General features: G+C 71.1%; 22 protein-coding genes and 1 tRNA gene. 9 read left to right on the top strand and 14 right to left on the bottom strand.

Annotation, left to right across the window (positions count from 1 at the left end):
* Nucleotides 1–117: 117 nt before the first annotated feature.
* From BKA18_RS18205 to pdhA, 3 genes are read right to left on the bottom strand one after another with little or no spacing between them, the layout of a single operon-like run.
* Nucleotides 118–1,683: a dihydrolipoamide acetyltransferase family protein gene (locus BKA18_RS18205; protein ID WP_366047954.1), complete on the bottom strand. Its 1,566-nt coding sequence runs from the start codon at nucleotides 1,681–1,683 to the stop codon at nucleotides 118–120.
* The gene (locus BKA18_RS18210; RefSeq protein WP_366047953.1) at nucleotides 1,683–2,717 is read right to left on the bottom strand and encodes an alpha-ketoacid dehydrogenase subunit beta; all 1,035 of its coding nucleotides are present in this window, start codon (nucleotides 2,715–2,717) and stop codon (nucleotides 1,683–1,685) included. Before BKA18_RS18210 ends, BKA18_RS18205 begins: the two co-directional genes overlap by 1 nt.
* Nucleotides 2,714–3,907, bottom strand: a complete 1,194-nt coding sequence (gene pdhA / locus BKA18_RS18215) for a pyruvate dehydrogenase (acetyl-transferring) E1 component subunit alpha (RefSeq protein ID WP_366047952.1) — start codon at nucleotides 3,905–3,907, stop codon at nucleotides 2,714–2,716. The genes BKA18_RS18210 and pdhA overlap by 4 nt, the downstream gene beginning before the upstream one ends.
* 224 nt (nucleotides 3,908–4,131) lie before the next feature.
* Here pdhA and BKA18_RS18220 point away from each other — a divergent pair, with 224 nt between their 5' ends.
* A complete protein-coding gene (locus BKA18_RS18220; RefSeq protein ID WP_006604479.1) occupies nucleotides 4,132–4,668 on the top strand; it encodes an Lrp/AsnC family transcriptional regulator in 537 nt (178 codons plus the stop codon).
* 48 nt (nucleotides 4,669–4,716) lie between these two features.
* Here BKA18_RS18220 and BKA18_RS18225 read toward each other — a convergent pair whose 3' ends face one another.
* Together BKA18_RS18225 and BKA18_RS18230 are read right to left on the bottom strand one after the other, a co-directional pair.
* Nucleotides 4,717–5,307 (bottom strand): TetR/AcrR family transcriptional regulator, encoded by a 591-nt coding sequence (locus BKA18_RS18225; protein ID WP_006604478.1) that lies wholly within the window; start codon nucleotides 5,305–5,307, stop codon nucleotides 4,717–4,719.
* An 11-nt stretch (nucleotides 5,308–5,318) separates the two neighbouring features.
* Nucleotides 5,319–6,830: a 3-hydroxyacyl-CoA dehydrogenase gene (locus tag BKA18_RS18230; protein WP_366047951.1), complete on the bottom strand. Its 1,512-nt coding sequence runs from the start codon at nucleotides 6,828–6,830 to the stop codon at nucleotides 5,319–5,321.
* A gap of 147 nt (nucleotides 6,831–6,977) precedes the next feature.
* Here BKA18_RS18230 and paaN point away from each other — a divergent pair, with 147 nt between their 5' ends.
* The gene (gene paaN, locus BKA18_RS18235) at nucleotides 6,978–8,660 is read left to right on the top strand and encodes a phenylacetic acid degradation protein PaaN (protein WP_366047950.1); all 1,683 of its coding nucleotides are present in this window, start codon (nucleotides 6,978–6,980) and stop codon (nucleotides 8,658–8,660) included.
* Between the two features lie 57 nt (nucleotides 8,661–8,717).
* Here the strand turns inward: paaN and BKA18_RS18240 are convergent, their stop codons facing one another.
* Genes BKA18_RS18240 through BKA18_RS18250 form a run of 3 tightly spaced genes read right to left on the bottom strand, consistent with a single transcriptional unit; the run spans nucleotide 8,718 to nucleotide 11,469 of the window.
* Complete coding sequence (locus BKA18_RS18240; protein ID WP_006604475.1) at nucleotides 8,718–9,392, bottom strand: TrmH family RNA methyltransferase; 675 nt, start codon at nucleotides 9,390–9,392, stop codon at nucleotides 8,718–8,720.
* Nucleotides 9,389–10,801, bottom strand: a complete 1,413-nt coding sequence (locus BKA18_RS18245; protein ID WP_429638345.1) for an HTTM domain-containing protein — start codon at nucleotides 10,799–10,801, stop codon at nucleotides 9,389–9,391. The genes BKA18_RS18240 and BKA18_RS18245 overlap by 4 nt, the downstream gene beginning before the upstream one ends.
* A complete protein-coding gene (locus tag BKA18_RS18250; protein ID WP_040898868.1) occupies nucleotides 10,798–11,469 on the bottom strand; it encodes a DUF5819 family protein in 672 nt (223 codons plus the stop codon). Before BKA18_RS18250 ends, BKA18_RS18245 begins: the two co-directional genes overlap by 4 nt.
* 170 nt (nucleotides 11,470–11,639) lie before the next feature.
* On the opposite strand from BKA18_RS18250, the gene paaA reads away from it, so the two are divergent.
* From paaA to BKA18_RS18280, 6 genes are all read left to right on the top strand, one after another.
* Nucleotides 11,640–12,590: a 1,2-phenylacetyl-CoA epoxidase subunit PaaA gene (gene paaA / locus BKA18_RS18255; protein ID WP_366047948.1), complete on the top strand. Its 951-nt coding sequence runs from the start codon at nucleotides 11,640–11,642 to the stop codon at nucleotides 12,588–12,590.
* The gene (paaB, locus tag BKA18_RS18260) at nucleotides 12,587–12,925 is read left to right on the top strand and encodes a 1,2-phenylacetyl-CoA epoxidase subunit PaaB (RefSeq protein WP_366047947.1); all 339 of its coding nucleotides are present in this window, start codon (nucleotides 12,587–12,589) and stop codon (nucleotides 12,923–12,925) included. The genes paaA and paaB overlap by 4 nt, the downstream gene beginning before the upstream one ends.
* Nucleotides 12,925–13,641, top strand: a complete 717-nt coding sequence (paaC, locus tag BKA18_RS18265) for a 1,2-phenylacetyl-CoA epoxidase subunit PaaC (protein WP_366047946.1) — start codon at nucleotides 12,925–12,927, stop codon at nucleotides 13,639–13,641. The genes paaB and paaC overlap by 1 nt, the downstream gene beginning before the upstream one ends.
* Nucleotides 13,635–14,132, top strand: a complete 498-nt coding sequence (paaD, locus tag BKA18_RS18270; RefSeq protein WP_366047945.1) for a 1,2-phenylacetyl-CoA epoxidase subunit PaaD — start codon at nucleotides 13,635–13,637, stop codon at nucleotides 14,130–14,132. The genes paaC and paaD overlap by 7 nt, the downstream gene beginning before the upstream one ends.
* Nucleotides 14,132–15,175 carry a 1,2-phenylacetyl-CoA epoxidase subunit PaaE gene (gene paaE, locus BKA18_RS18275; RefSeq protein ID WP_366047944.1) on the top strand — a complete coding sequence of 348 codons (1,044 nt, stop codon included), beginning with the start codon at nucleotides 14,132–14,134 and terminating at the stop codon, nucleotides 15,173–15,175. The genes paaD and paaE overlap by 1 nt, the downstream gene beginning before the upstream one ends.
* Before the next feature lie 328 nt (nucleotides 15,176–15,503).
* Entirely contained in the window at nucleotides 15,504–16,637 is a 1,134-nt protein-coding gene (locus tag BKA18_RS18280) for an acyl-CoA dehydrogenase family protein (RefSeq protein WP_366047943.1), read from the top strand.
* A gap of 215 nt (nucleotides 16,638–16,852) precedes the next feature.
* Here BKA18_RS18280 and BKA18_RS18285 read toward each other — a convergent pair whose 3' ends face one another.
* From BKA18_RS18285 to BKA18_RS18305, 5 genes are all read right to left on the bottom strand, one after another.
* Nucleotides 16,853–17,197: a rhodanese-like domain-containing protein gene (locus BKA18_RS18285; RefSeq protein WP_239013191.1), complete on the bottom strand. Its 345-nt coding sequence runs from the start codon at nucleotides 17,195–17,197 to the stop codon at nucleotides 16,853–16,855.
* Nucleotides 17,198–17,207: 10 nt separating this feature from the next.
* Nucleotides 17,208–18,320, bottom strand: a complete 1,113-nt coding sequence (locus BKA18_RS18290) for a J domain-containing protein (protein WP_366047942.1) — start codon at nucleotides 18,318–18,320, stop codon at nucleotides 17,208–17,210.
* A gap of 621 nt (nucleotides 18,321–18,941) precedes the next feature.
* Nucleotides 18,942–20,384, bottom strand: a complete 1,443-nt coding sequence (locus tag BKA18_RS18295; protein ID WP_429638346.1) for a DUF2252 domain-containing protein — start codon at nucleotides 20,382–20,384, stop codon at nucleotides 18,942–18,944.
* Nucleotides 20,385–20,784: 400 nt separating this feature from the next.
* Nucleotides 20,785–22,032 (bottom strand): ABC transporter permease, encoded by a 1,248-nt coding sequence (locus BKA18_RS18300; RefSeq protein WP_366047940.1) that lies wholly within the window; start codon nucleotides 22,030–22,032, stop codon nucleotides 20,785–20,787.
* 198 nt (nucleotides 22,033–22,230) lie between these two features.
* Complete coding sequence (locus BKA18_RS18305; protein ID WP_006604460.1) at nucleotides 22,231–22,593, bottom strand: winged helix-turn-helix transcriptional regulator; 363 nt, start codon at nucleotides 22,591–22,593, stop codon at nucleotides 22,231–22,233.
* 126 nt (nucleotides 22,594–22,719) lie between these two features.
* On the opposite strand from BKA18_RS18305, the gene BKA18_RS18310 reads away from it, so the two are divergent.
* Entirely contained in the window at nucleotides 22,720–23,370 is a 651-nt protein-coding gene (locus tag BKA18_RS18310) for an FMN-dependent NADH-azoreductase (RefSeq protein WP_366047939.1), read from the top strand.
* 471 nt (nucleotides 23,371–23,841) lie between these two features.
* On the opposite strand, the gene BKA18_RS18315 is transcribed toward BKA18_RS18310, so the two are convergent.
* Nucleotides 23,842–23,925 (bottom strand) — tRNA-Leu (locus BKA18_RS18315).
* Between the last annotated feature and the right edge of the window lie 64 nt (nucleotides 23,926–23,989).

Genomic DNA, 23,989 nt, shown 5'->3' on the forward strand with positions numbered 1-23,989 from the left:
GCTCGCGGGTGCCGGCAAGCTCGCGGGTGTCGGCAGTCCCGCCGTTGCCACCGGTCCCGCCGTTGCCACCGGGTCCCGCCGTTGCCGGCCGGCTCGCCCTCGCCGGCCGCGCGCCGGTCACAACGTCCGTATCAGCAGTGCGGGCTGTTCCACGCAGTCGGCCACGAACCGCAGGAAGCCGCCTGCCGTGCCGCCGTCGCACACCCGGTGATCGAAGGTGAGCGAGAGCTGCACGACCTGCCGGACAGCCAACTCGCCTTCGTGCACCCAGGGTTTGGCGGCTATCCGGCCGACGCCGAGCATCGCCGCCTCCGGGTGATTGATGATCGGCGTGGAGCCGTCGACGCCGAAGACGCCGTAGTTGTTGAGGGTGAAGGTGCCGTGTGTCAGCTCGGCCAGGGAGAGTCCGCCTGCCCGGGCGGTTTCGGTGAGCCGGGCGATCTCCGCGGACAAATCCTCGACCGTACGGGCATGCGCGTCCCGTACCACCGGCACCACCAGGCCGCGCTCGGTCTGCGCCGCGAAGCCCAGATGGACGGCGGGCAGCCGCACGATCTCCTGGGCCTTGGTGTCGACAGTGGCGTTGAGCTGGGGAAAGCGCGCGAGGGCGGCCGTACAGATCCGGGCCAGCAGGGCGAGCAGCGACACCTTGGGGGCGCCCGGCACATTCATCGCCCTGCGGGCGGCGAGGAGTTCGGTGGCATCGGCGTCCACCCAGCAGGTCGCCTCGGGGATCTCCCGGCGGCTGCGGCTGAACTTCTCCGCGGCCGCACCGACCATCCCCTTCAGCGGGATCCGCTCCTCCTCCGGCAGGGCACCGGCCCCGGCCGCCGCCCCGGTGGGCCTCGCGGCCCCGGGGGTGGGCACGGCAGGCGGCACAGCCCCGGGGAGGGGCACGACCCGCGGCAGCTCCCGCTCCCGCAGCTCCCGGATCGCGCACTCCACATCCGTACGCAGAATCAGCCCATCGCGTCCGGAGCCCGTCACCTCACTCAGATCCAGACCGTTTTCCCGCGCTATCCGGCGCACAAGCGGGGAGATGACGGCCACCGTACGGCTGCCGGCCTCCTCCGCCCCGGCTCCGGCGGCCCCGTCCGCGCCGGTGGTACCGGCCGCTCCCACGGCGGCCGGCTCGGCGTGCGCCCCGCCCGAGCCACCTGGCGCATGATCGGCCGCTGCGGCCCCGGCCGGTCCGTTCGCCGCCCCTCCGGGCGGCCGCTGCGCTCCGCCCATGGGGCTCGCTCCCCCAGGACGGATCCGGCGCCGCCGCGCCGCCGCCGCGCCGGTGCCGTACCCGACGAGCACGTTCCCGGACCCGGAATCCGCCTCCTCCGCGGACGAAGCGGGCGTCGCGGCCGCCTCGGGCGCACCGCCCTGGGCACCCGTCCCGGAGCCCGGCTCCGCACCGGGGACGGCTCCCGCCAGATCGTCCGGAACCGCCCCCACCGCGACCGTCACCAGCGGTGCGCCCACCGGGACTTCCGCCCCCTCCTCGCCGAAGCGGGCGGTCACCACCCCTCCGTAGGGGCAGGGCACCTCCACCATCGCCTTGGCGGTCTCGACCTCCACCACCGGCTGGTCGATGGCCACCACCTCGCCGACCTCGACCAGCCAGTGGACGATCGTCGCCTCGGTGAGGCCCTCCCCCAGGTCGGGCAGGGTGAATTCACGGACCACGGCCATCACTCACCACCTCCGGCGGTCCAGTCCGACTCCCACTGGAGGCGGGCGACGGTGTCCAGGATCCGGTCCACGCCCGGCAGATGGTGCCGCTCCAGCATGGGGGGCGGATAGGGGATGTCGAACCCGGCGACGCGCAGCACCGGCGCCTCCAGGTGGTGGAAACAGCGCTCGGTGATCCGTGCGGCGATCTCCCCGCCGGGACCGCCGAACCCGTTGGACTCATGGACGACCACGGCCCGCCCGGTGCGCCGCACCGAGGCGCAGACGGTGTCGTCGTCGAACGGCATCAGCGAGCGCAGATCGACCACTTCCAGGTCCCAGCCCTCGGCCCGGGCAGCCTCGGCGGCCTCCATGCAGACCGGGAGCGACGGGCCGTACGTGATGAGGGTGGCGCTGCTGCCGCGGCGCCGGACCGCGGCGCGCCCCAGCGGGGCGACCTCGGTGGGTGCATCGGGCGACCAGTCGGCCTTCGACCAATACAGCCGCTTGGGCTCCAGGAAGACGACGGGGTCGTCGGAGGCGATGGCGGCCCGCAGCAACCCGTAAGCGTCCTCGACGGTCGCCGGCGTGACGACCTGGAGGCCCGGAGTGGCGAGGTAGTACGCCTCGGAGGAGTCGCTGTGGTGCTCGACCCCGCCGATCCCGCCGCCGTAAGGGACGCGGATGGTCAGCGGCATCGTCAGGGCCCCGCGGGTGCGGTTGCGCATCCGGGCGACATGGCTGATCAGCTGCTCGAACGCCGGGTAGGCGAACGCGTCGAACTGCATCTCGACGACCGGCCGCAGCCCGTACATCGCCATGCCGACGGCGGTGCCCAGGATGCCGGCCTCGGCGAGCGCGGTGTCCGTGCAGCGGTCCTCGCCGAATTCCTTAGCGAGGCCGTCGGTGACCCGGAAGACGCCGCCCAGGGTGCCGACGTCCTCGCCCATGACGTGGACGGACGGATCGTCGGCCATCGCGTCGCGCATGGCGCGGGTCAGCGCCTGCGCCATGGTGGCGGGCTTGCGCGTGATCGCCGGAACGGTGGTCGTCATGGCCTGGCCTCCTCGGCACCGCCGCCGGCACCCGCCGCGTCCTCGGTGTGTCCGGCGCCCTCGGCGTCCAGCTCGGCGCGCAACTGGGCGGCCTGGGCACGCAGTTGGCTGGTCTGCTCGGCGAATACGTGGGTGAACAGGTCCATCGGGTCCAGCTCCGGGTCGGCGTTCATCCGCTCCCGGAGATCGGCCGCCAGCTGCTCGGCGCTCTCCCGGGTGTCGCCGACGAATGCGTCGGTCAGCAGATCGCGGGATGCGAGCTCACGCTCCAGGAGGGCTATCGGGTCGTGTGCCCGCCAGGTCTCGACCTCGGCCTCGCTGCGGTAGCGGGTGGCGTCGTCGGCGTTGGTGTGCGCCTCGATGCGGTAGGTGACGGCCTCGACCAGGGTGGGGCCGCCGCCCCGGCGGGCCCGCTGCACGGCCTCGGTGAGCACCTCGTGCATCGCGGGTGCGTCATTGCCGTCGACCAGGCGGCCCGGCATGCCGTAGCCGACCGCCTTGTGGGCGAGGGACGGTGCGGCGGTCTGCTTGGCGAGCGGCACGGAGATCGCGAAGCCGTTGTTCTGGACGAGGAAGACCACCGGCGCCTGCCAGAGGGCCGCGAAATTCAGCGCCTCGTGGAAGTCGCCCTCGCTCGTGCCGCCGTCGCCGACCATCGCCAGCGCCACCACCTCGTCGCCCTTGAGCCGGGCGGCGTGCGCCAGGCCCACGGCGTGCGGGAGCTGGGTGGCGAGCGGGGTGCACAGGGGGGCGATGCGGTGTTCGTGCGGGTCGTAGCCGCTGTGCCAGTCGCCGCGCAGCAGGGTCAGCGCCTGGACGGGGTCGAGGCCGCGGACCACTGCGGCGAGGGTGTCGCGGTAGCTCGGGAAGAGCCAGTCCCGCTCTTCGAGGGCCAGCGCCGCGGCGACCTCGCAGGCCTCCTGTCCCGTGGAGGACGGATAAACCGCCAGGCGTCCCTGCCGGGTCAGGGCCGTGGCCTGCGCGTTGTACCGGCGGCCGCGCACCAGCTGGGCGTACAGCCGGGTCAGCAGTCCGGAGTCGAGCCGGGCGGCGGCGTCCGTCCCCAGGAGGCGGTACGGCTCCGCGTCGGGCAGGAGAGGCGCGGGGTCGGTGCGCGGCCGCCAGGAAGGCGGCGGGCCGGCCAGGCTGCTCGTGTTCCTGCTGCTGCCGGGCTGCTCAAGGACCGTCATGTCGAGCACCTCCTCGGATCGAAGGGGTGGCGCGATGCGCCTCATGGGGGTGGTGGGCACACGGCGGGTGGGCAGGATGCATTCGGTCAGGGCGGGTTCACCCTGCCCTACCGATTGTTCGGTCGCTGATGCATTTTGGCTACGGGTGGGTTCAGCCTGTGGACAAACGGTTCTCCACAGCTTGAGATGAAGGCAGGGCGTCCACAAAGGGGAGGCGGGAGCACATGCCGGACGAACAGATGGCCAATTCCGGTGCGCAGACACCGTCCGGCGGGCAGCCGCCGACGGACGGCGCCGCGCCCGTCCCGCCCGCGCGCCCACTGGACACCATCGACCGCTCGATCCTGCGCATGCTGCAGACCGATGGACGCGCCTCGATACGCTCCGTGGCCGAGCGGGTGCATGTCTCGCGCGCCAACGCCTACGCACGGATCAACCGGCTGCTGGACGACGGCGTGATCCGCGGCTTCAGCGCCCTGGTCGACCAGGAACGCGCAGGTCAGGGCGCCTCCGCGTACATCACGCTGAAGATCGTGCAGAACTCCTGGCGCACCGTGCGCAAGCAGCTCACCGCGCTGCCCGGAGCCACCCACATCGCGCTGGTCAGCGGCGATTTCGATGTACTGCTGCTGGTCCACACCAAGGACAACCGTGAACTGCGGGAGCTTGTTCTCACCCGGATCCAGTCGATCCCGGAAGTGCTCAGCACCCGCACGCTGCTGGTCTTCGAGGAGACCGACCTCGGGCCCGAGGGAGACTGACCCCGCCGGGGGCCTGCCCGGCGGGCCGGGGGAGGCCCGGCGGGCGCCTCAGGGCTTGCGCAGCCCCGCGAAAGCCGTACGCACCACGGCGTCGGCGACCTCGTCACGACTCGCCGCGCCGCCGCGCCCCGGCCGGTACCACTCCACAATCGAGTTGATCATGCCGAAGAGCAGCCTGGTGGCCAGCCGGATGTCCACGTCGTCCCGCAGGTCGCCGTCGGCGGCGGCCCGCTTGAGCAGATCGGACACCTCGTGGTCGAACTCCCGGCGGCGTTCCATGGCCCACCGCTCGGTGTCCGTATTTCCCCGCACCCGCAACAGCAGCGTCACATAGGGGAGTTCGTCCATCAGCACCTCGGCCACCCGCCGGGTGACGTGCTCCAGCCGCTCGATCGCCCGCCCCTGGAGCGCGCCCGGCTCCTCCAGCACACCGAAGAGCCCGTCCAGGGCGCGGCTTATGGCGCGGCGCAGCAGCTCTTCCTTGCTGCGCACATGGTGGTAGATCGAGGACTTCGAGATGCCGGCCGCCTTGGAGAGGTGCTCCATGGAGGTGCCGTCGTAGCCGCGCTCGATGAACACCTCGACGGCGACCGCGAGCAGCGAATCGGGCGTATAGGTGTCGCGCTTGGCCATGGTCATGATTAGAGCACCTACTCCTCGAGGTCCGCACGGCGCCTCAGCGCCCAGGACGGTGCATAGCGTCCGCCGGCGTTGTGGTGATACATCGCGTCCAGCAGATCCCACACCCACCGGGCGCCAAGCCGCTCGGCCCACTCCAGAGGGCCGCCGGGATAGTTCACGCCCAACCGCATGGCGGTGTCGATGTCCTCGGAGGTCGCCACCCCCCGGGCCGCCGCGTCCACGGCGAAGTCGATGATCATTGCGATCGTCCGCGCGGCGATCATGCCGGGCACGTCGTCGATCACGCTGACCTGTTTGCCGAGCGCCTGGAAGAGCCCCACGGCCTCCGCGAGGTCCGCCTCGGAGGCGTCCGCCGAGGCGGCCAGGGCGATCCAGGTCGCGGCCCGGTAGTCGAGCGACAGATCGAAGCGGATGTACCTGCCGTCGGCCCGGGTCGTCGCCGGACGACCGTTGGTGAGCGCCAGACAGGCTCCGCCGGGCAGCCCGATCACGCCCTCCGGCCCGGACAGCGCGCCGTCCCGGGTGATCTTGATGCCCGCTTCCTCGATCAGCTCCGGCAGCACCGCCGCCGGGCCGGGCAGCGTCGCGTGCAGGGCGACGGACCCCGGTGCCGGGCAGGGGCCGGCGGTCTGCGGCGCGGGCCGGCGGGCGCCCTCGGCGTAGTCGAACCAGCCGCGCCCCGACTTGCGGCCGTGCAGTCCGGACTCCACCAGTCGGCGCTGCGCCAGCGAGGGCGCGAACTTCGGGTCCTGGAAGAAGGCGTTCCACACGGAGTGGGTGACCGCCTCGTTCACGTCCTGCCCGATGAGGTCGGTCAGCTCGAAGGGCCCCATCTTGAAACCGGTGCCGTCGCGCAGCACCGCATCGACGGTGGCGGGGTCGGCGGTCCGCTCCTCGTAGGCACGCAGGGCCTCGGCGTAGAAGGGGCGGGCGATGCGGTTGACGAGGAACCCCGGGGTGTCGGCGCAGCGCACCGGCTTCTTTCCCCAGGCCGCGGCGGTGTCGTACGCGGTGGCGGCGGCCGTCTCGTCGGTGGCGAAGCCGCTGACCACCTCGACCAGGGGCAGCAGCGGCGCGGGGTTGAAGAAGTGCAGCCCCACGCAGCGGCCGGGGTGGCGCAGCCGTCCCGCGACGGCCGTCACGGACAGCGAGGAGGTGTTGGTGGCCAGCAGGCAGTCCACCGCCACGATGCCCTCCAGGGCGGTGAACAGCTCCTGTTTGGCGGGGAGTTGTTCCAGGATCGCCTCGATGACCAGCGACGCGTCGGCCAGTTCCGCGAGCTCCGCGGCGGGGGAGAGCCGGCCGGCGGCGGCGTCCCGGCCGGCCGCAGAGATCCGGCCCTTTTCGACGAGGCGGTCCAGCCGCCGCACGATCGCCCCGGCGGCCTGCCCGGCGCGCCCAGGGGCCGTGTCATAGAGCCGTACGCGATGGCCGGCGACCAGCGCCACCTGCGCAATTCCCTGTCCCATGGTGCCGGTACCCACCACTGCCACGGTGTTGCTGGTCCCGATTGCCGTCATGCCAGCTGATCCTCCCCGACCGACTTTTCCACAGGCGGGCCGGGCCCTCTTGCCCCGACCGATCGTTCGGTTACTCTAACTCCGTTGCCCTGTGCGCACCCAGCCCCTGTCCACTCTCCGCCCGGCTCGACGAGGAGTTGGTCTTCGATGGCCGCCGAAATGACCGCAGCGCAGTTGATCGAGAAGCACCGCCCGACCCTCGACCGGACGCTGGAAGCGATCAGCACCCGCGCGTACTGGTCCCCGCACCCCGAGCACCCGAAGGCGTACGGCGAGACCGCCGCACCCGACGGGCTGGCCGCCTTCGAGGCGCTGCGCGGCAAGCGGTTCGAGCTCGACCAGCCCGGCACCGACGACTGGACGGGCGGGGAGGTCTCCCCGTACGGACCGGAGCTGGGCATCACCTATCCGCATCCGGATGCGGAGGTCCTGCTGCCGGCCATGCGCGCCGCGCTCCCGGTCTGGCGGGACGCCGGCCCCGAGGCGCGGGCGGCGGTGTGCCTGGAGATCCTGGCCCGGATCAGCGCGCGCACCCATGAGTTCGCCCAGGCCGTGATGCACACCAGCGGGCAGGCCTTCATGATGGCGTTCCAGGCGGGCGGGCCGCATGCCCAGGACCGCGGCCTGGAGGCGGTGGCGTATGCGTACGCCGAGCAGGTCCGCACCCCGCAGCAGGCGCCGTGGTCCAAGCCGCAGGGCAAGCGCGATCCGCTGGAGCTGAGCAAGAGCTTCACGCCCGTGCCGCGCGGCGTCGCCCTGGTGATCGGCTGCAACACCTTCCCGACGTGGAACGGCTATCCGGGCCTGTTCGCCTCCCTGGCCACCGGCAACCCGGTGCTGGTCAAGCCCCATCCGCGGGCCGTGCTGCCGCTGGCGTTGACCGTCAAGGTGGCCCGCGAGGTGCTCGAAGACGCCGGCTTCCCCGCCGATCTGGTGTGCCTGGCCGTGGACAAGCCGGGGGAGGGCCTGGCCAAGACCCTGGCCGTCCGCCCCGAGGTCCGCATCATCGACTACACCGGTTCGACCGCCTTCGGCGAGTGGCTGGAGACGCATGCCCGGCAGGCGCAGGTCTTCACGGAGAAGGCCGGCGTCAACACCGTCGTCATCGACTCCACCGACGACTACAAGGGCATGCTCGGCAACCTCGCCTTCTCGCTGTCGCTCTACAGCGGCCAGATGTGCACCACCCCGCAGAATCTGCTGATCCCGCGCGAGGGCATCACCACGGACTCCGGGCCCAAGTCGTACGACGAGGTCGTCAGCGATCTCGCGGCCGCGGTGAGCGGACTGCTGGGCGATGATGCGCGGGCCAACGCCCTGCTGGGCGCCCTCGTCAATCCGCAGGTCAAGGAGCGGATCGATGCGGCGGCCGGGATCGGGGAGGTGGCGCTGGCCTCCCGCGAGGTGGCCAACCCCGAATTCCCCGGGGCCACGGTCCGCACCCCGGTGATCGTCAAGCTGGACGGGGCCAAGCCGGATGACGAGGCGGCCTATCTGTCGGAGTGCTTCGGCCCGGTGTCCTTCGCGGTGGCCGTCGATTCCGCGGCCGACGCGGTGGATCTGCTGCGGCGCACGGTCCGCGACAAGGGCGCCATGACGGTCGGCGCGTACACCACCTCCGCCGAGGTCGAGCAGCTGGTGGAGGAGGCCTGTCTGGAGGAGTGCGCCCAGCTGTCGCTGAATCTGACCGGCGGGGTCTATGTGAACCAGACCGCGGCGTTCTCGGACTTCCACGGCTCGGGCGGCAACCCGGCGGCCAATGCGGTGCTGTGCGACGGCGCCTTTGTGGCGAACCGCTTCCGGACGGTGGAGGTGCGGCGGCAGGCATGACGGCTGCCGGGGCAGGACGGGGGCCCGGGGCGTTCTTCCGGGCCTCTCACCTCCCGGTCAGCGGGCCGGTGGCCCCTCGATCCGCGCATGGCGGCCGATCCAGGCATGCATCGCGATGGCGGCCGCGGCCCCCGCGTTGATCGAACGGGTCGAGCCGAACTGCGCGATCGAGCAGACCAGCGAGGCGTGCCGGCGTGCCTCCTCGGTCAGTCCCGGCCCCTCCTGGCCGAAGAGCAGCACACAACGCCGCGGCAGCTCGGTCGTCTCCAGCGGCACGGAGCCGGGGAGATTGTCGATCCCGATGATCGGCAGCTCCTCGGCCGCCGCCCAGGCGGTCAGATCCGCGGTGTCCGGGTGGTGGCGGACGTGCTGGTAGCGGTCGGTCACCATCGCGCCGCGGCGGTTCCAGCGGCGCTGCCCGACGATATGGATCTCCTTGGCCAGGAAGGCGTTCGCGGTCCGTACCACCGAGCCGATGTTGAAGTCGTGGCCCCAGTTCTCGACGGCCACATGGAAGTCATGGCGGCGCGTGTCGAGATCCGCGACGATCGCCTCCCGCCTCCAGTAGCGGTACTCATCCACGACGTTGCGGCGGTCGCCGTGCGCGAGCAGCTCGGGGTCGAGCCGGTCGTCCTGCGGCCAGGGCTCCGGGTGCGGTCCGACGCCGATCTGGGTCCCGTACCCCTCGTCGTACTGGAGGGGCTCGGCGGGGGCGGTTTTCTCGCTGCTCACCCCACGAGCGTATGGCCACCACCGCCCTGCTCCGTACGGGCCGGCGGCTCACCACCCCCGGCACCGAGGCCCGACCCGAGCTTCGGGCCGCGCGGGAACAGCCGTTCCCGCAGGCCGGAGACGCGCGCGGAGAGCCAGGTGAGGAAATTCGTCGGCAGGAAGACCGCGTCCGCAGTGATCATCGCGAGCGAGAAGAACGGCAGTCCGAGCAGGACCGCGATCGAGAGGTGCTCGCAGATCATCACGACCAGCAGCACATTCTTCAGCCGGCGGTTGAAGACCGTGAACGGGAACGCGACCTGCACCATCACCGTGCCGTAGGTGATCAGCATGATCATCACGCCGTTGCTGCCGAGTAGCTCGGACAGCCCCGGCCAGGGGGAGAAGTAGTCCAGGTGCATCGGGTAGTAGACCGCGGTGCCGTCCTGCCAGCGGTTCCCCTGGATCTTGTACCAGCCGGCTGTGGCGTAGATCAGGCACACCTCGACCATGATCACCAGCAGTGCGCCGTTGTGGGCAAGCTTGGCGAGGGTGTCCAGGACAATCCGCGGCTCGCCCGGGGCGTACTGCTGCACCGCCCACCACAGGCCATGGGTCAGCCACAGCCCCCACAGCACCAGACTCCAACCGATGTGCGGGAACGGGCCGTCCCCGAACCAGGTGAGGCCGTAGCCGCCGTTCAGCTGGGCGACGGCCAGAGCGAGGCCGAGCACGGCCCACAGGGCGACTCCGGGCAGGTCACGGGGGGCAGCGGGGGCGCCGGCGGCTTCGTCCGCACCGGAGGCGGGCGTACCGGCCGCGGCCCTCTTGGCGCGACGTGCGTCCAGCGACCAGACCTGGCCGCACCGGGTCAGCACGAGATACATCGACATCAGGTGGATGACGTTGTCGCCGCCGTCCCCTATGAAGATGCTGCGGTTCTGCAGCGAGAGCACGCCCACCATGAAGAGCACCGACATGGTGCGGGTGCGCCAGCCGAGCATCAGCAGCGCGGCGGACACGACGGCCAGGAGGTAGACACACTCGAACCAGCCGCGGCTGTCGGACCAGGGCAGCACGGAGAAGGCGTGGTTGCCGGCCAGGAGCCGGCGCGCCATGTCGAGGTTCCAGGGGCTGTCGGGCCCGTAGAGCACCGCGCGGTGCGGCCATTCGCGCAGCAGGAACAGCAGCCAGGTCGCCGAGAAGCCGATCCGGATCACGGCGGTCTGGTACTGGGCCAGCGCCCGTGCGGTGACGCGCCCGAAGCCGCGGCCTATGGCGCGCTCGATGCGGGTCTCCTCATAGAGGGAGGCTGCCTGGGACGTCTGTGGTGCCTGTGCTTGCTGAGGCACGTCGGTCGGCTCCGTGGGGTGCGGCGGCTGCCGGTCGTCCGGCGTCTGCTGAGGCTGCTGGGGCGTCGGTGACGTCACTGGTGCTTCGCCCCCTCGGGCAGGTCGTCTGCGGTGACCTGCCACCAGGGCAGCACGCGGAACACGGGCTTGTCGCTGATCTTCTCGGAGCTCCACGACGGCGGGGTGACCGCGGTCGTCTGCGAGCGGACCTGGATCTGCTCGACGCGACCGCCGCCCCTGGTCCACTCGCCCTCCATCCGCAGCAGAACGAGCCGCCGGATGTAGCGCTCGGACAGCTCACCGCGCGGGCCGACCGGACGGTTCTGCGCGTTGTGGCTGCTGCTGAAGAGTTCCCAGGCGCGGCGCAGCTGGTTCTGCTGGGTGTGGCTGGGCAGCGGGTTGTGGAGGATGGCGCGGCCGTCGCGGGCGGTCAGATCGGTCCAGCCGGTGGTCCGCACGGCGCCGTCCTCGGTGCGCAGCTGCCCGCGGACCTGGACCGCGATGTTCTGCTGGAGGGGGTTGGGCGCGAACAGCTTCCAGTTCTGTTCGTACTCGGGATACACATAGTCGCTGATCAGCGCGCCCTGCTGCCGGCTGAGCGTGTTCGACGGCGCGACGTGCAAAAACATCATGGCGAGATGAATCGCGACGACGACCGCGAGGGCACACGCCGCCACACCGATGACGATCCGCGAGGGCAGCGAGAGCGCAGCCAATGGCCGCGATTCGTCCCCGTATGACTGCATTCCCGCCCCGTTCCCAGAATCCATGCGGTCGACTCCGCTCCGGAACGGTACCTACGCGGCCGCGCCGGGCACACCCTCACCCGCGTTATCCACAGGCTTGACACCCGCGGGCCGCCCACTCACCATTGAACCGAACGATCGGTCGGTCGGGAGCAGCGAGGGGGCACCACATGACGACGATCGCGCCGGAAGACACGGCCCGCGAGGCCGTATTCGACGCCACCGTGGCCGCGGACGAGCGCATCGAGCCGCGGGACTGGATGCCGGACGCCTACCGCTCGACTCTCGTGCGGCAGATAGCGCAGCACGCCCACTCCGAGATCATCGGCATGCAGCCGGAGGCCAACTGGATCACCCGCGCGCCGTCCCTGCGCCGCAAAGCGATCCTGATGGCGAAGGTGCAGGACGAGGCCGGCCACGGCCTGTATCTCTACAGCGCCGCCGAGACCCTGGGCACCAGCCGCGACGAGCTGCTCGACAAGCTGCACTCCGGCCGCCAGAAGTACTCCTCGATCTTCAACTACCCGACCCTGACCTGGGCCGACGTCGGAGCGATCGGCTGGCTCGTGGACGGCGCGGCGATCACCAACCAGGTCCCCCTGTGCCGCTGCTCGTACGGCCCCTACGCCCGCGCGATGGTCCGCGTCTGCAAGGAGGAGTCCTTCCACCAGCGCCAGGGCTACGAACTCCTGCTGACCCTCAGCCGCGGCACCGACGCCCAGCGCGCCATGGCGCAGGACGCGGTGAACCGCTGGTGGTGGCCGTCGCTGATGATGTTCGGCCCGCCCGACGACGAGTCGTCGCACTCCGCGCAGTCCATGGCCTGGAAGATCAAACGGCACTCCAACGACGAGCTGCGCCAGCGCTTCGTGGACATCTGCGTCCCCCAGGCAGAGGCCCTCGGGCTCACCCTCCCCGACCCGGATCTGACGTGGAACGACGAGCGCGGCCACTGGGAATTCGGCCCGATCGACTGGGCCGAGTTCCGCGAGGTCCTCAAGGGCAACGGCCCCTGCAACGAACAGCGGATCAGCCGCCGGCGGCAGGCACACGAGGAAGGTGCCTGGGTGCGCGACGCAGCCGCCGCACACGCGGCCAAGCACGGGAAGGCCAGCCGATGACCACACCACGCCCCGCCGAGACCCCCACAGCCGCCGCGGGCACCGCCCCCCGGCCCGGCGACTGGCCCCTGTGGGAAGTCTTCGTACGCAGCCGCCGCGGCCTCTCGCACACCCATGCCGGAAGCCTGCACGCGCCGGACGCCGAGATGGCGCTGCGCAACGCCCGGGACCTCTACACCCGCCGCTCGGAAGGCGTGTCCCTCTGGGTGGTGCCCTCCGCGCAGATCACTGCCTCCTCGCCCGACGAGAAGGATGCCTTCTTCGAGCCGGCCGGCGACAAGCCCTACCGTCACCCGACCTTCTACGAGATCCCGGACGGGGTGCATCACCTTTGATGAACATCACCGCCACCCCGGCCCTGCCCCTCGGGGACGACGCCCTGATCCTCTCCCACCGCCTGGGCGAGTGGGCCGGCCACGCCCCGGTCCTGGAGGAGGAGGTCGCACTGGCCAATATCGCGCTGGATCTGCTCGGCCAGGCCCGCATACTGCTCTCCCTGGCCGGCGACGAGGACGAGCTGGCCTATCTGCGCGAGGAGCGACAGTTCCGCAACGTCCAGCTCGTCGAGCAGCCCAACGGCGACTTCGCCCACACCATCGCCCGCCAGCTCTACTTCTCCACCTACCAGGAGCTGCTCTTCGACCATCTCGCCTCCACGGAAAGCGAGTTGGCGCCACTGGCCGGAAAGGCCGTCAAGGAGGTCGCCTACCACCGCGACCACGCCCACCAGTGGACACTGCGCCTGGGCGACGGCACCGACGAGAGCCATACCCGGATGCAACGCGCGGTGGACGCCCTCTGGCGCTTCACCGGCGAACTGTTCGAGCCGGTGGAGGGCCTGGAGACGGTGCCCTGGCCGAGCCTGCACGACAGCTGGACCGCACGCATCACCAGCACCCTGGAGCAAGCGACGCTCACAGTCCCCGAAGGCCCCCGGCACGGCGCCTGGACGGCCGGCGCGGGCCGCCAAGGCCTGCACACCGAACCGTTCGGACGGATGCTCGCCGAGATGCAGCACCTCCACCGCAGCCACCCAGGGGCGACATGGTGACCACCACAGCCCTCGAAGAGGAACTGCGGGCGCTGGCCGGCTCCGTTCCCGACCCCGAGCTGCCCGTGCTCAGCCTCGCCGAACTGGGCGTACTGCGCGGTGTGCAGCTGACGGCGCCGGGCCGGGTCGAGGTGCTGCTCACCCCCACCTACACCGGCTGCCCCGCCATCGAGGCGATGTCGGCCGACATAGAGCGGGTGCTGCACGACCACGGCATCCCCGAGGTCACGGTCCGCACGGTCCTCAGCCCCCCGTGGACCACGGACGCGATCACCGCCGAGGGCCGCCGCAAGCTCGCCGAATTCGGCATCGCCCCCCCACGCCCCACGGGGCCGGCCGGCGGGCCGGTCTCGGTCGACCTCACTCTCCGCTGCCCGCACTGCGGATCGACCGACACCACCCTGCTGAGCCGGTTCTCCTCCACTGCGTGCAAGGCACTGCGCCGCTGTGAGTCCTGCCGCGAACCCTTCGACCACTTCAAGGAGTTGTGATGTTCCACCCGCTCCAGGTCCGGGAGATCGAGCGGCTCACGGACGATGCGGTGGCCGTCACCTTCACGGTCCCGCCCGAGTTGCGTACCACCTTCCGGCACGCCCCCGGGCAGCACATCGCTCTGCGCAGACTGGTCGACGGCCAAGAGATCCGCCGCACGTACTCCATCTGCACCCCGGCCACCGACGAGCCGGTGCTGCGCGTGGGCATCCGCCTCGTCGAGGACGGCGCCTTCTCGACATACGCGCTCAAGGAACTGGCGGTCGGCGACACGGTCGAGGTCATGGCCCCGGCCGGCCGGTTCACCCTCGACCCGCGCCCCGGCCACTTCGTCGGCATCGTCGGTGGCAGCGGCATCACTCCCGTGCTGTCGATCGCCGCCACCCTGCTCGCCCAGCAGCCGGACGCCCACTTCTGCCTCATCCGCAGCGACCGCACGGCGGCGTCGACGATGTTCCTGGAGGAGGTGGCCGACCTCAAAGACCGCTATCCCCAGCGCTTCCAGCTCATCCACACCCTCTCCCGCGAGGAACAACAAGCCGGCCTGCCCTCCGGCCGCCTGGACGAGCCCCGGCTGCGCTCCCTCCTGCCCGCCCTGCTGACGATCGACTCCGTCGACGGCTGGTACCTCTGCGGCCCCTATGGCCTGGTCCAGGGAGCCGAACGCGCCCTTCGGGGCCTGGGGGTGCCCCGCACCCGCATCCACGAAGAAATCTTCCACGTCGACAACGGCGCCGCGGCACCCCCCGCCGTCGCCACCCCCGCACACAGCACCGTGACCGCCACCCTCGACGGCCGCTCCGGCACCTGGCCGGTCCACGACAGCGAATCGCTGCTCGAAGCGGTCCTGCGCAACCGCGCCGACGCCCCCTACGCCTGCAAGGGCGGCGTCTGCGGCACCTGCCGCGCCTTCCTGGTCACGGGCGAGGTCCGTATGGACCGCAACTTCGCCCTGGAATCCGACGAGGTCGACGCGGGGTACGTCCTGGCCTGCCAGTCCCACCCGGTCACAGAGAAGGTCGAGCTGGACTTCGACCGCTAGACGTTCCGGCGGGGGTGGTTGTGGACGGATGAGGCAGGTCTCGGCTAACGGATCTTGAAATGGGGGAGGCTTTCCGGCTCGGCGTGGATTGCGACATCTGCACCAGCCATCAGAAAGGCCCTCGTGCCCCACCGTGATACCCGCTGGCCGCGCCGCACGCCGCCCCGCACCGGGCGGCGGATCAACAAAGTCTGCCTCGCGTGCCAGTGAGCCCCGGCCCGAAGCTCAACTCCCATGCCCTGCCACCGCATTCACCATTCCCAATTCCTGCAACCTGTTCTACCTTGACGCTTCGTCAGTTCGAGGCGCCGCGTGGGAGGACAAACCAGTGGACTTCACCTTCACCGAGGAGCAGCAGGCCGCCGCCGAAGCCGCGAAGGCCGTCTTCTCCGGGGTCGCCCCGGACAGCGTGCCCAGCCCCGCACTCGCCCCCGGTGCCGTCGCCGACGACTTCGACCGAGCGCTGTGGCGCAAGCTGGCCGACGCCGATCTGCTGAGCCTGCCGATCGCGCCCGAGCACGGCGGCACAGGCCTGGACGCCATCGCGCTCTGCCTCGTCCTCCGCGAATCGGCCAAAGTCCTGGCACGCGTCCCGCTGCTGGAGTGCGGCGCCGCCGCACTCACCATCCAGCGTTACGGAGCCGATGGGCTACGGGCGGAGGTCCTCCCCCGGATCGCCACCGGGGACCTCGTCGTGACCGCTGCCGCCGGCGGCCGCACCGGGCACGAACCGGCCGAACGCGCCGTGCAAGCCCGCCCGGAGGGCGCCGACTGGATCCTCGACGGCACCCAAACTGCCGTCCCCTGGGCCCAGATGGCGGACCGGATCCTGCTTCCCGCCCACACCCCCGAAGGCCATGCGGTCCTTGCCCTCGTCCCCCGCACCCACCCCGGCGTCACGCTTGACGACCAGATATCCACCAGCGGTGAGCGCCACGCCGAGGTCCGCCTGGACTCCGTACGCATCCGCGCCCAGGAAACGATCAGCGATGCCACCGCTTGGGCGTCGCTGCGCAACGTTCTGACCACCGGCACCTGTGCACTCGCCCTGGGGCTCGGCGAGCGTGTCCTCGCCATGACCAGCGACTACACCAGCAAGCGCGAACAGTTCGGATTCCCGGTGGCCACCTTCCAAGCCGTCGCCGTCCAGGCCGCCGACCGCTTCATCGACCTGCGCGCCATGGAGGCCACCCTCTGGCAGGCGGCCTGGCGCATCACCACCGACGCGGCCGGCCCGCTACCGCCCGCAGGGGATGTCGCAGTCGCCAAGATCTGGGCCTCCGAGGGCGTCCGCCGCGTCGTTCAGACCGCCCAGCATCTGCACGGCGGTTTCGGCGCCGACACCGACTATCCGCTGCACCGCTACCACGCCTGGGCCAAACAGCTCGAGCTCTCCCTCGGCTCCGCCGCCGCCCACGAGGAGGCCCTCGGCGACCTGCTCGCGGCCCACCCGCTGGGCTGAGGAGAGACTCCACACACGCACCGGGGGCATCGGGTACCTAGGTGCCGGGTTTCACGTGAAACCAGCGCCGGTCTCAGAGAGGCCGGCGCCGGGATGCAAGTGGCCTGGACAGCGGCTGCTCCTCGTCCCGGCTCCCGGCTCCCGGCTCCCGGCTCCCGGCTCCCGGCTCCCGGCTCCCGGCTCCCGGCTCCCGGCTCCCGGCTCCCGGCTCCCGGCTAGACGATCGTCCCCGAGCCGCCCTTGCCGTCCGAGACGGGACGGCCAGCGGCTTCCCAGGCCTGCATGCCGCCCGCGACGTTGACCGCGTCGACGCCCTGCTGGATCAGATACTGGGCGACCTGCGCCGAACGCCCGCCGACCCGGCACAGCACATGCACCTTGCCGTCCGCCGGAGCCGCCTCGGTCAGCTCGCCGTATCGGGCAACGAATTCGCTCATCGGGATGTGCAGCGCACCCTCGGCGTGCCCCGCTTCCCACTCGTCGTCCTCGCGCACATCCAGGAGGAAGTCCTCCGACGTGAGCGCGTCGACATCGACCGTGGGCACAGAACCAAATTGCATGGTCCCGACGCTACCCGACCAGCTGCGCGAGGTAGGTCTCGCGTTCTGAAACATCGGCGAGCAGCTTCTCGGCGATCTCCTCCAGCAGCGCGTCCGGGTCCTCCGGCGCCATCTTGATCATCGCGCCGATCGCGCTCTCCTCCAGCTCGGCGGCCACGGCAGCCAGCAGTTCCTTGCGCTCGGCCAGCCACTCCAGCCGGGCGTAGAGCTCCTCGCTCTCGCTGAGCCGCTCCTCGGCCGGCGCAGGACCGGTCTCCCACTCCCGCGCCAACTCACGCAGCACCGCCTCGTCACCCCGCGCGTACGCGGCATTGACCCGCACGATGAACGCATCCCGCCGCGCCCGCTCCGCGTCGTCACGCGCCAGGTCGGGGTGGGCCTTGCGCACCAGGTCGCGGTAGACCTTGCGAGCCTCCTCGCTGGGCCGCACCTTCTGCGGCGGCTGCACCGACTGTTCGGTGAGCATCGCCTGCGCCTCCGGAAACAGCCCGTCCGACCCCATCCAGCCGTGGAACAGCTCTTCAACCTCCGGCATCGGCAGCACCGAGGCCCGGGCCTCCTGTGCCTTACGGATGTCCTCGGCGGCGCCTGTACGCGCTGCCACCGCCTCGGCGATCTGCGCGTCCAGCTCATCCAGCCGCGCGTACATGGGGCCGAGCCGCTGGTGGTGCAGGCGGGAGAAGTTCTCGACCTCCACCCGGAAGGTCTCCACCGCGATCTCGAACTCGATCAGCGCCTGCTCAGCAGCCAGCACTGCCTTCGCCAGCCTCTTGGTCGCCTCGTCCTGCGCCGCCTGCTGATCCTGCGCGCCGCCCTGCTCGGCTCTTGGCTCATCCTGACTCTCGCCCGGGCCTGGCGCCGCTCCTGCCCCGGCCGAACGGGTGGGCGTCTCGGCCCCTGCTCCGGTTTGACCGGCAGGCGGACCAGCCGGCTCACCGGGGTCCATACCCTCCCCCTCGGGGCCCGCGACCTGATCTTCCGGGCCACCGCCGTAACCGAGCTGGGCGCCCTGACCGCCGCCGCGGGCGTCCGGTGCCTGCGGGTCGGCCTGGGCGTCCGGGGTTCCCGAAACGTCGGGTCGGTGCTGGCCGTCCTGCGCGTTCTCCGTGTGCGAGTTCGTCACCCGGCCAGCGTACGGCCCATGCCGGACCGGGCCCTCCACGGTCGTCCGATCCTTTCCTGACTGGGCCCCTCCCCCCTCCCCACCCCTCCCGCCCCTCAATCGACCGACCGATGAGCTGAGCGGCTGAGCGGCTGATCAACAGGCCAACCAACCAGCCAGCCGAGATCAGCCACCAACCATCCGACAGCCGGCATCCGGCATCCGGCATCCGGCAAGCGACTCTCGGCACCCAGGCCCAGCGCCCAGCGCCAGCAGCCGACCTCAGTCAGGCCCCCAGCTCGCACTCTGCCCCGCCTCTAAAGCGATGCAGCTCAACAGTCCGCTGGTGGCAGCGGCCCGAGCCCCGCTCACGACAGGCCGCAGCCCCGCAAGCCCAGACGTATCGGACAGTCGCCCGCCCCCACCGCTCGTACGACCCCGAAAGCCGACTCTGGAAGCCAGCCGCACTCCCCGGTCCGGCCCAGCCCCCCGGCTTCCGGCTCCCGGCTCCCGGCTCCCGGCTCCCGGCATCCGGCACCCGGCACCCGGCACCCAGCACCCAGCACCCAGCACCCAGCCTCCCGAACCAGCCCGAGCACGCGAGCCCGAGCCCCCGAGCCCCAGCACGCGAGCCCTCCGTTCTCACACCCCCATCTCTGCCGCGATCCGGCCGCTTTTCACCGCCGCGGCCAGCGCTGCGTGGTCGGCTTCCGTGCGGTCCGCGTAGGCCACCGCGAAGTTCGCCATGGCCTCGTCGAGTTCTTCGTTCTTGCCGCAGTAGCCGGCCACCAGGCGCGGGTCGGCGCTGTGTGCGTGGGCTCGGGCCAAGAGGGCGCCGGTCATCCGGGCGTAGTCGTCCAGCTGGTCGTCGGACAGCTGCGCCGGGTCCACGCTGCCCTTACGGTTTCTGAACTGGCGGACCTGGAAAGGCAGTCCGTCCCTTCGGGCGGTACCCGATATCTCGCCGCCCGAGCCGGGCGCCGCCATGTCCTGCACCGTCGTCCAGCCCAGCAGGATGTCGCTGACCACCTGCATCCGGCGCTGCCCGAGCACCACCCGGCGCCCCTCATGTATCACCGGCGGCATCGGGAAGCCGGCCTTCTCCACATACGGCGCCAGCACCGAACCACGTGCCTCCTTCACCTGCAGGACCAGCGGCTCGCCCCGGTGGTCCAACAGCAGCACCACATACGACCGCAAGCCCACGCTGCCCGTGCCGACCACGCGGAAGGCCACGTCATGCACCGCGTACCGGGCCAGCAAGGGCAGCCGGTCCTCGGGAAGCGTGTCCAGATAGCTGGAGAGCGACGAGGCCACGGCTGCCGCTTCCTCATCCGGCACCCGCCGCAGCACCGGCTGCGCGTCCACGAACCGGCAGCCGCCGTCCGCCGTCTGCTCCGTGGCCTTCGCCGCGAACCGCGCGCTGGTGTTCTTGCGCGCCTTCTCCGCGACCCGTTCCAGCGTCCCCAGCAGATCCCGGGCATCGGTGTGCGAGACCAGTTCCTCGTCGGCGATCGCGTTCCACGCCTCGGTCACCGGCAGCTTCGCCAACAGCCGCATCGTGCGCCGGTACGCGCCCGCGGCGTCCTGGGCGGCCTTGCGGCAGTCATCCTCGCTCGCGCCCGCCTCCCGGCCCGCCAGCACCATCGACGTGGCGAGCCGTTTCACATCCCACTCCCACGGGCCGTACAGGGTCTCGTCGAAGTCGTTGAGATCGATGACCAGGCCGCCCCGGGCGTCGCCGTAGAGCCCGAAGTTGGCGGCGTGCGCGTCTCCACAGATCTGCGCACCTATGCCGGTGACGGGATCGGCCGTCAGGTCGTAGGCCATCAGCCCTGCCGAGCCGCGGAGAAAGGCGAAGGGGCTCGCGACCATCCGGCCGACCCGTATCGGCGTCAGCTCGGCCAGCCGGCCTGCATTGGACGCCTCGACCGCTGCCACCGCATCCGGTCGCCCGGCCGCGGTCGACAGTGCGGCTTGCCCGGCACGGGGAAGCCGCTCCCGCAGTGCCTTCCCGACTGCCTTGGGCGACGGCCCCTGGGTATCGACCTTCGCAAACCCCGGTACATACGGCACACGCGACACGGTGGCCACCTCCCCCTTCACGAACTGCGTTCTTGTGTCCCTGTTTTCCGCATCACCACCACCGGGCCCGACCAGTGACGGACGGTCCCGGCGCGCCGACGGCAATGACGTTACCGAGATCCCCGCACAGCCAGCAGAGCCTGTGGATAACTCTTCGGAACCATCGACCTCGGCCCCTGACGCCCCTTCGGACCACCGGACCCCATCCCTGACGTCTCGTCAGGACCACGGAGCCGACGCCCCTGACGCCTCGCCGGAGTCGGCGACCCCGCCCCTGCCACCGCTTCAGAACCACCGACCCCAGCCCCACCACACCCACCGGGCATCGCTCCACAAACCGCTGAAGGCACACGCCCACACGTCGGCCACACCTCCATAAAGCCAACCAACCACCCCCTCCCTACACCCCCACAAACTCCTCCATCTCCTCCTCCACCCCCCTCTCCGCAGCCGCAACCGCAGCCCGCCAGTCGTCCGGCCGCGCCCCGGCCGCCGCCCCACCGCTCCGCTCCGCCGATGGTGCCGGAACCGGCTCCGGCACCGTCGCTCGCACCACAGCCGCCGCCACCGCCGCGGCACTGGCCGCCGCCTCCGCCTCCGCGGTACGCCGCCGCCTCTCGGCCAGCGCCGCCGCACCGACCGTCACCAGGCCGGCGACCAGCCACCACACCAGCGTCCAGACGTGTCCGGACAGGCCGAAGCCGTCGAAGTAGACATGGCTGCGGGTGCCTTCCACGAAGCCCGCACCGTTCCAGAAGGAGTGCAGCGCGGCGAAGAACCCGTTCTGCATTTCGGGGCGGAAAATTCCGCCGGAGGAGGTGAAGTTGAGCATCACGAAGAGGGCCATCACACCGAGCGTGGTCCAGCGCCGGAGGAAGGTGTGCAGACCGGTGCCGATCAGCAGAATGCCGGCGGAGTAGAGCCAGGCCATGCCCGCCAGACCCGCCAAGCCGTGGTCGACGAGGTGGAAGACCGGACCAGCGAACGCAGTGCCGATCAGGCCGACCACGAGGGACGTACCGAGCGCCAGCACCGCCCGCAGCCGGAGCGGCAGCACGGCTCCGGCGCCGCCGATCACCGCGACCGAGGCGTAGGAACCGATACTGATCGCGACCAGCAGGAAGAAGATGCCCTGACCTGTCGGGTCATCCCCGGCCGTCGGCACCACGTCCGTGACCTTCAGGGGGGCGCCCTGCTGTGCCGCGACCGGGGCGAAGACCTTCTGTACGACGGTTGCGCTGGTGCCGGACCCGGCGGTCGCCACCAACAGCTCGGGCGCCGGCTGCGTCGGGCCCGCCGTCCCGCCGACGCCGTGCCGCCCCATCGACGCGCCCGCCGAATCCGCCCCACCCGGTGTACGCACCCCGCGCGAAGCACCCTGCGCCCCCGAGCCCGCTGCCGTACCCGCCCCACCGGAAGCGCCCTTCTCACCATGGGCGTTGCCCACATACGCGCCGAAGATCTCCTGATGCTCGAGCAGGTCAACCGCCGCCGACCGGTCGCCGACGGTCCGTACCTCCAGGCCACCGTCCGCCTTGTCGTTGATCGACTGGGCGAGCAGCTGTGCACTGCGGCCCGACCCGACGACCGCGACGGGCAGGTGGTGCGGCGCCGGGTCGGCGAACGCGCCCAGATACGCCAGCCCCATCCACTTCGCGACGTACCTGCAGCGCTACAACGCCGCCCAGGAACGCCACGGATAACCACAGGGGTCACGACAGAGCGGGCACGACAAACGTCACGACAGGACGAAGCCCTCGACGGGACGAAGCACCCGCGGACCGAGCCCCACCTCTGCCACACCCCACCCCGGCCCGCGCTCGAGGCCCCCGCCCCTTACCCCCGCCTACTTCCGAAACCGCTCCGGACACTGCCCGCCATCGCTGAGATACGTCTCCGCCCACCGCGCCAGTTCCTTGAGCGAGGGCTCCATCGCCAGACCGGCCTCCGTCAGCCGGTAGGAGACCCGCAGCGGCGGCCCCGCGTCCACCTCGCGCACGACCAGGCCGGTCGCCGACAGCTCCATCAGGCGGTCGGAGAGCATCCGCTCGCTGATCCCGGGGATGGCCCGCCGCAGATCGGCGAAGTGCACCGGGCCCGGCATGAGAGTGGCGACGATCAGCCCCGTCCAGCGCTTCCCGAACAGCTCGAAGACGCGCGTCATGCCGCCGTCGACCTGCCTGCACATCGCCTCGCCGTGGTCCGCCATACACCCAGAGTACCGCCCTCCGGTTGGCTACTGCAGAAAAGTAAGCTCCTGTGCTATTAATAGTGACGTACGGAATTCAACCAATGGTCGCGCACCGCCCGGCCGCGAACCGAAGGACCGATCCCCATGGCCACACTTCTGCTCATCGACTCCTCCGTCTTCCCCGAGGGCGGCTCCGCCTCCCGCTCGGTCACCGCGGCCTTCCGCAAGGCCTGGGAGGAGCAGCACCCCGACGGCACGGTCATCCACCGCGATCTGGCCGCCGACCCGCTGCCGCACCTCGACGCGGTCGGCGCCTCCGCCGGCTTCTCCGACCCGGCCACCCACTCCCCCGAGCAGCAGGCAGCCTTCGCACTGCGCGTCGAGCTCGCCGAGGAGCTGGAGCAGGCCGACGCGATCGTCATCGGCGCACCGATGTACAACTTCACGATCCCCTCCACGCTCAAGGCGTGGCTCGACCAGGTGATCCTCATGGGCCGCACCTCGGGCGAGCAGCCGTCCGCCAAGGGCACCCCGGTCACCGTCGTCGCCAGCCGCGGCGGTTCCTACGCGCCGGGCACGCCCCGTGAGCCCTTCGAGTACGTCCAGAACTACCTGGAGGCCGTGCTGAGCGGCGGGCTGGGCCTGGATGTCGACTTCATCGTCCCCGAGCTGACCATGGCCCCCAACAACCCGGCGATGGCCGAGCTGGTCCCGCTGTACGAAACCTCCCGCGACAAGGCACACGAGGACGCGAAGGCCAAGGCCAAGGCCCTCGCCGAGCGCATCGCCGCCTGAGACGGCCCCGGCACACGGGCCCTGGGTGCGGCCGGGCGGAGACCGCGGAGGCCGCCGGACACGGCCTCCGCGGACCCCCCGCGCAGCCGCACCCGGCCCCGCCCCCGCCTCTGCCCCCGCCTCCGCCTCCGCGGAACCCTCGCTCACTCCGCTCCACACGCCCGCCCCGGGGAGCACCGGACCACACCCCGCCCCGGCCCCATACCCGCAGGCACCCAACTCCCGTACCTGGAAGACCGGTTCACCCCCGCCGCCCCCACCGATGCCAACAAGCCACAGCGACCAGAATGCGCCCAAGATCAATTCTGTGACGTAGGCCTCACAACGCCCCGGCCGACGGGCCGGCCGGCCCGCATCGCGGACATCCCGTACGCGTGACACAAGCAACCGCGTGACGCAGACAACAACGTGACGAAGACAACGAAAGACCCCCGGCCGCCGGATTTCTCCGGAGACCGGGGGTCTCATCTGTGCGCGAGGGGGGAGTTGAACCCCCACGCCCTTTCGGGCACTGGAACCTGAATCCAGCGCGTCTGCCTATTCCGCCACCCGCGCATGGGTGCTGCCGGTTGATCCTCTCACGCGATCCGGGGTGTTCCGTCCGGGTCTTGTGCGAGCG

Origin of the sequence: Streptomyces auratus, from assembly GCF_050433025.1 — a bacterium.
Lineage (GTDB): Bacteria > Actinomycetota > Actinomycetes > Streptomycetales > Streptomycetaceae > Streptomyces > Streptomyces sioyaensis.

What these genes read in the sequence shown, in the direction of transcription:
- BKA18_RS18300 (WP_366047940.1), bottom strand. Translation starts at nt 22,032, where the DNA reads ATGGGGCTGGCGTATCTGGGCGCGTTCGCCGACCCGGCGCCGCACCAC.
- paaC (WP_366047946.1), top strand. Translation starts at nt 12,925, where the DNA reads ATGAACATCACCGCCACCCCGGCCCTGCCCCTCGGGGACGACGCCCTG.
- BKA18_RS18225 (WP_006604478.1), bottom strand. Translation starts at nt 5,307, where the DNA reads ATGACCATGGCCAAGCGCGACACCTATACGCCCGATTCGCTGCTCGCG.
- BKA18_RS18230 (WP_366047951.1), bottom strand. Translation starts at nt 6,830, where the DNA reads ATGACGGCAATCGGGACCAGCAACACCGTGGCAGTGGTGGGTACCGGC.
- BKA18_RS18305 (WP_006604460.1), bottom strand. Translation starts at nt 22,593, where the DNA reads ATGGCGGACCACGGCGAGGCGATGTGCAGGCAGGTCGACGGCGGCATG.
- paaN (WP_366047950.1), top strand. Translation starts at nt 6,978, where the DNA reads ATGGCCGCCGAAATGACCGCAGCGCAGTTGATCGAGAAGCACCGCCCG.
- paaB (WP_366047947.1), top strand. Translation starts at nt 12,587, where the DNA reads ATGACCACACCACGCCCCGCCGAGACCCCCACAGCCGCCGCGGGCACC.
- paaE (WP_366047944.1), top strand. Translation starts at nt 14,132, where the DNA reads ATGTTCCACCCGCTCCAGGTCCGGGAGATCGAGCGGCTCACGGACGAT.
- BKA18_RS18310 (WP_366047939.1), top strand. Translation starts at nt 22,720, where the DNA reads ATGGCCACACTTCTGCTCATCGACTCCTCCGTCTTCCCCGAGGGCGGC.
- BKA18_RS18205 (WP_366047954.1), bottom strand. Translation starts at nt 1,683, where the DNA reads ATGGCCGTGGTCCGTGAATTCACCCTGCCCGACCTGGGGGAGGGCCTC.
- BKA18_RS18220 (WP_006604479.1), top strand. Translation starts at nt 4,132, where the DNA reads ATGCCGGACGAACAGATGGCCAATTCCGGTGCGCAGACACCGTCCGGC.
- pdhA (WP_366047952.1), bottom strand. Translation starts at nt 3,907, where the DNA reads ATGACGGTCCTTGAGCAGCCCGGCAGCAGCAGGAACACGAGCAGCCTG.
- BKA18_RS18210 (WP_366047953.1), bottom strand. Translation starts at nt 2,717, where the DNA reads ATGACGACCACCGTTCCGGCGATCACGCGCAAGCCCGCCACCATGGCG.
- paaD (WP_366047945.1), top strand. Translation starts at nt 13,635, where the DNA reads ATGGTGACCACCACAGCCCTCGAAGAGGAACTGCGGGCGCTGGCCGGC.
- paaA (WP_366047948.1), top strand. Translation starts at nt 11,640, where the DNA reads ATGACGACGATCGCGCCGGAAGACACGGCCCGCGAGGCCGTATTCGAC.
- BKA18_RS18285 (WP_239013191.1), bottom strand. Translation starts at nt 17,197, where the DNA reads ATGCAATTTGGTTCTGTGCCCACGGTCGATGTCGACGCGCTCACGTCG.
- BKA18_RS18250 (WP_040898868.1), bottom strand. Translation starts at nt 11,469, where the DNA reads ATGCAGTCATACGGGGACGAATCGCGGCCATTGGCTGCGCTCTCGCTG.